This window comes from Roseovarius halophilus (ex Wu et al. 2025), from assembly GCF_047086965.1.
This window is the reverse complement of sequence record NZ_JBKOTX010000335.1, coordinates 1-3,774: the sequence shown is the minus strand read 5'-3', so window position 1 is coordinate 3,774 and position 3,774 is coordinate 1. Positions and strand designations below refer to the sequence as shown.

Annotated in this window: 5 protein-coding genes and 1 pseudogene; 5 read left to right on the top strand and 1 reads right to left on the bottom strand. The window is 68.0% G+C overall.

Going from position 1 to position 3,774, the window contains the following annotated elements:
- Positions 1-133: 133 nt before the first annotated feature.
- A pseudogene (locus tag ACH107_RS30860) lies at positions 134-361 on the top strand (acyl-CoA dehydrogenase family protein); the annotation flags it as partial.
- Here the strand turns inward: ACH107_RS30860 and ACH107_RS30855 are convergent.
- Positions 256-477: a hypothetical protein gene (locus tag ACH107_RS30855; protein ID WP_412509499.1), complete on the bottom strand. Its 222-nt coding sequence runs from the start codon at positions 475-477 to the stop codon at positions 256-258. The pseudogene ACH107_RS30860 and the gene ACH107_RS30855 overlap by 106 nt on opposite strands.
- Positions 478-542: 65 nt before the next feature.
- On the opposite strand from ACH107_RS30855, the gene ACH107_RS30850 reads away from it, so the two are divergent.
- From ACH107_RS30850 to ACH107_RS30835, 4 genes are all read left to right on the top strand, one after another.
- The gene (locus ACH107_RS30850) at positions 543-734 is read left to right on the top strand and encodes an acyl-CoA dehydrogenase family protein (protein ID WP_412509498.1); all 192 of its coding nucleotides are present in this window, start codon (positions 543-545) and stop codon (positions 732-734) included.
- Positions 735-747: 13 nt separating this feature from the next.
- Positions 748-2,418: a urocanate hydratase gene (gene hutU / locus ACH107_RS30845; protein ID WP_412509497.1), complete on the top strand. Its 1,671-nt coding sequence runs from the start codon at positions 748-750 to the stop codon at positions 2,416-2,418.
- A 93-nt stretch (positions 2,419-2,511) separates the two neighbouring features.
- Positions 2,512-2,946 (top strand): DUF1810 domain-containing protein, encoded by a 435-nt coding sequence (locus ACH107_RS30840; RefSeq protein WP_412509496.1) that lies wholly within the window; start codon positions 2,512-2,514, stop codon positions 2,944-2,946.
- 419 nt (positions 2,947-3,365) lie between these two features.
- Positions 3,366-3,617 carry a hypothetical protein gene (locus tag ACH107_RS30835; RefSeq protein WP_412509500.1) on the top strand — a complete coding sequence of 84 codons (252 nt, stop codon included), beginning with the start codon at positions 3,366-3,368 and terminating at the stop codon, positions 3,615-3,617.
- Positions 3,618-3,774 lie beyond the last annotated feature (157 nt).

Here is a 3,774-nt window from a genome sequence, read left to right as displayed (position 1 = left end):
ATACCCGCGGCGCCGAGCTCAGCCGCCCCGCTGACCGGATCATCCTCGGCGCCGAGGCGGGCGCCGTGCTGGAGGCGCTTTGCGGCGTGGACGCGGCCACGCTGGCGCCCTCGAGGTGCGAGGCGCTGGTGGCATGAGCGGTCTTTTCCACATGCTGACCGAAGAGGAACGGCTGTTCTGCGACCTGCCGGAGCGGATCGTCAGGAGACGCATCGCCCCGAAAGCGGCCGAGGTCGACGAAACCGCCGGCTTCGTTCATGACCAGCTGTGCGTGCTGGCCGACGCCGGGATGCCGGGCGCGAACCTGCCCGAGGAAATGGGTGGGTCGGGCATCTCGGCGGCGGCGCAGTTGCGCGCGGTCAAGATCGTGGCGGGCGGCTGCGGCTCGACCGCCTCGGCGCTGACGGCGCATTGCCGCGCCACGGAATCGGGGCTCATCGCCGCCAAACAGGGCATCCGCTGGATGCTGGCCGACATGGCGCTGGCGTTGCAGGCCGCGCGCCGGCGCGGGCTGGGCAGGCGGTTTTTCCGACGCGGCGGCGATGGCCAAGCCGAAGGCCGGCGAGGCCGCGGACATGGTGGCCGACACGGCGCCGCAGATCGACGGCGGCTATGGCTACACCCGCGATTTCCCGATCGAGCGTATCACCCGCGACCTGCGGAGCATGCGCATCCACGAAGGGTCCTCCGAAATTCAACGCAACATCATCGCCGGCCACCTGCTGGCCGCATGAAAGGAGACGCGACATGACCAACCCGCGCCACAATACCCGCGACATCTACCCCGACACCGGCGCCGAGATCAGTGCCAAGCACTGGGTGACCGAGGCGCCGATGCGCATGATGATGAACAACCTGCACCCCGACGTGGCCGAGAACCCGCACGAGCTGGTGGTCTATGGCGGCATCGGGCGCGCGGCGCGCACGTGGGAGGATTTCGACCGCATCGTGGACACGCTGAAGGGGCTGGACGACGACCAGACGCTGCTGGTGCAGTCGGGCAAGCCGGTGGGCGTGTTCCGCACCCACCGCGACGCGCCGCGCGTCCTGATCGCCAATTCCAACCTCGTGCCGCACTGGGCCACTTGGGAGCATTTCAGCGAGCTGGATAAGAAGGGCCTGATGATGTACGGCCAGATGACGGCCGGATCGTGGATCTATATCGGGTCGCAGGGCATCGTGCAGGGCACTTACGAGACCTTCGCCGAGGCCGGGCGCCAGCACTACGACGGCAACCTGCGGGGGCGCTGGATCCTGACGGGGGGATTGGGCGGCATGGGCGGGGCGCAGCCGCTGGCCGCCGTGTTCGCCGGGGCCTGCTGCCTGGCCGTGGAATGCGACGAGAGCCGCGCCGAGTTCCGCAAGCGCACGCGCTACGTCGACGAGATCACCCGCTCGCTGGACGAGGCGCTGGACATGATCGACCGCTGGACCAAGGCGGGCGAGGCGAAATCCGTGGCGCTCATCGGCAATGCGGCCGATGTCTTCCCGGAACTGGTCGAGCGCGGCGTGCACCCGGACATCGTCACCGACCAGACCAGCGCGCATGACCCTGTCCACGGCTACCTGCCGCAGGGCTGGAGCGTGGCCGAATGGCGTGCGAAGCAGGAAAGCGACCCCAAGGCAGTGGAGGCGGCCGCCCGCGCCTCGATGCGGGTGCATGTCCAGGCGATGGTCGATTTCTGGAACGCCGGGGTACCGACGCTGGATTACGGGAACAACATACGGCAGGTGGCGCTGGAGGAGGGGCTGGAAAACGCCTTTGCCTTTCCCGGCTTCGTGCCCGCCTATATCCGCCCGCTGTTCTGCCGCGGCGTCGGCCCGTTCCGCTGGTGCGCGCTGTCGGGCGACCCGGAGGACATCTACCGCACCGATGCCAAGATGAAGGAGCTTTTCCCCGATCACGCGGACCTGCATCGCTGGCTCGACATGGCGCGCGAGCGGATTTCCTTCCAGGGGCTGCCCGCGCGGATCTGCTGGATCGGCCTGGGCGAGCGGCACAAGGCCGGGCTGGCCTTCAACGAGATGGTTCGCACCGGCGAGCTGAAGGCGCCCGTCGTGATCGGGCGCGACCATCTGGACAGCGGGTCGGTGGCCAGCCCCAACCGCGAGACGGAGGCGATGAAGGACGGATCGGATGCCGTGTCCGACTGGCCCCTGCTGAACGCGCTGCTGAACACCGCCAGCGGTGCGACATGGGTGTCGCTGCATCATGGTGGCGGGGTCGGCATGGGGTTCAGCCAGCATTCCGGCATGGTGATATGCTGCGACGGCACCGCGGACGCTGACCGCCGGATCGCCAACGTGCTGTGGAACGATCCGGCCACCGGCGTGATGCGCCACGCCGATGCGGGATATGACATTGCCCGCGACTGCGCGCGGGAGCACGGGCTCAACCTGCCGGGGATACCGGTGTGAGGGGCCGGGCGGGGGGCGCTGCCCCCCACGTTGAAATCCGTCGGATTTCAACGATCCCCCCGGAGTATTTCGGGGCAAGATGAAAGGATGGACATGGCGGGGGCGTCCCGATCCGATCTGGAAAGGTTCACAAAGGCGCAGGCGGGCGTCTGGCCCGCCCCGCAGGAAGAGATCCGCGCCGGGCGCAAGGCGACGCACTGGATTTGGTTCGTCCTGCCGCAATTGCGCGGGCTGGGCCGGTCGCCCACCGCGACGTATTTCGGTATCGCGGACCTGTGCGAGGCGCGCGCCTACCTGGCGCACCGCGTGCTGGGCCCGCGGCTGACCGAGATTTCGCGGGCCATGCTGGCCCATGCCGGCACGGCGCCCGAGGCGATCCTCGGGCCGGTGGACGCGCTCAAGATGCGGTCCTGCGCGACGCTTTTCGACGCGGCAGGCGGCGGGCCTGTTTTCGGCCGGATCATCGACGCGTTCCACGACGGTACGCCCTGCCCGCGGACCCGCGCGCTGCTGGCGGACGCGCCATGATCGCGGTGAGACGGGTATTCTGATTCGGGTTGTTCATCTTTCGGGGTCGTTGGGAGTAGTTTGGCGATTGCAGCTTAACCCCGCTTCAGGTGAACAACCTAATGAGACTTCACATCTAGGCCGGTGCCATCGGCACGGCGGCGACGACGCTGGCCGACCGGATCACCACGCTTTCGGTCGCGCGGCTCGAGGTGAAACTGCATGCCGCGGGCGAGATCGTGCCGGGCAAGGGGGGGCGACGCGGTGTCGGAAGGCGTGGCGCATCTTTACCATGCGGTGCCGGCCTACCGGGGCTCGACATCCAAGGGCATCGTGCTTTTCGGTTCGCAGCCCTTCGGCCTGCGCGCCGATGAACAGGTGGGCGGGATGGTTGATGGCGGCGGCCATGCGCTGTATGAGCAGAGGACGGTCGGTTCGGCATCAAGCCGTTCCTTTGCAGCAACTCGGGGCCGCAATGGTTCGGCCGGTGCCGCGACCAGATCACGTCGGTCGACGACCTCAGGGGCACGAGATACCGCCCGACCGGTCTGGCCAGCGAGATGTGTGCCGAGATCGGCATGGCCATGAAGGCGATGAGCGGCCCGGCCACGTTCCAGGCGCTGCAATCGGGCGCGCTGGACGCGGGCGAATTCAGCGGGCCGTGCGCCGGCTGGCGCTGGCGATGGTGCTGATCCAGGTCGGGATCGTGGTGCTGCGCTATGTCTACGGCATAAGCGCCACCGCGCTTAACAGGTCGCTGAAGAAGTCTGTTTGTAAGGACGTTTTCCCGTCTTCCGTGGTTTGAGGGCGGTTTCTCCTGAGACTCGCCCCCCGGGCTCAGGATGGCTG

Excerpts from the sequence above, each read along its gene's own strand:
- ACH107_RS30855 (WP_412509499.1), bottom strand. The coding sequence starts at position 477 with ATGTCGGCCAGCATCCAGCGGATGCCCTGTTTGGCGGCGATGAGCCCC.
- ACH107_RS30850 (WP_412509498.1), top strand. The coding sequence starts at position 543 with ATGGCCAAGCCGAAGGCCGGCGAGGCCGCGGACATGGTGGCCGACACG.
- hutU (WP_412509497.1), top strand. The coding sequence starts at position 748 with ATGACCAACCCGCGCCACAATACCCGCGACATCTACCCCGACACCGGC.
- ACH107_RS30840 (WP_412509496.1), top strand. The coding sequence starts at position 2,512 with ATGGCGGGGGCGTCCCGATCCGATCTGGAAAGGTTCACAAAGGCGCAG.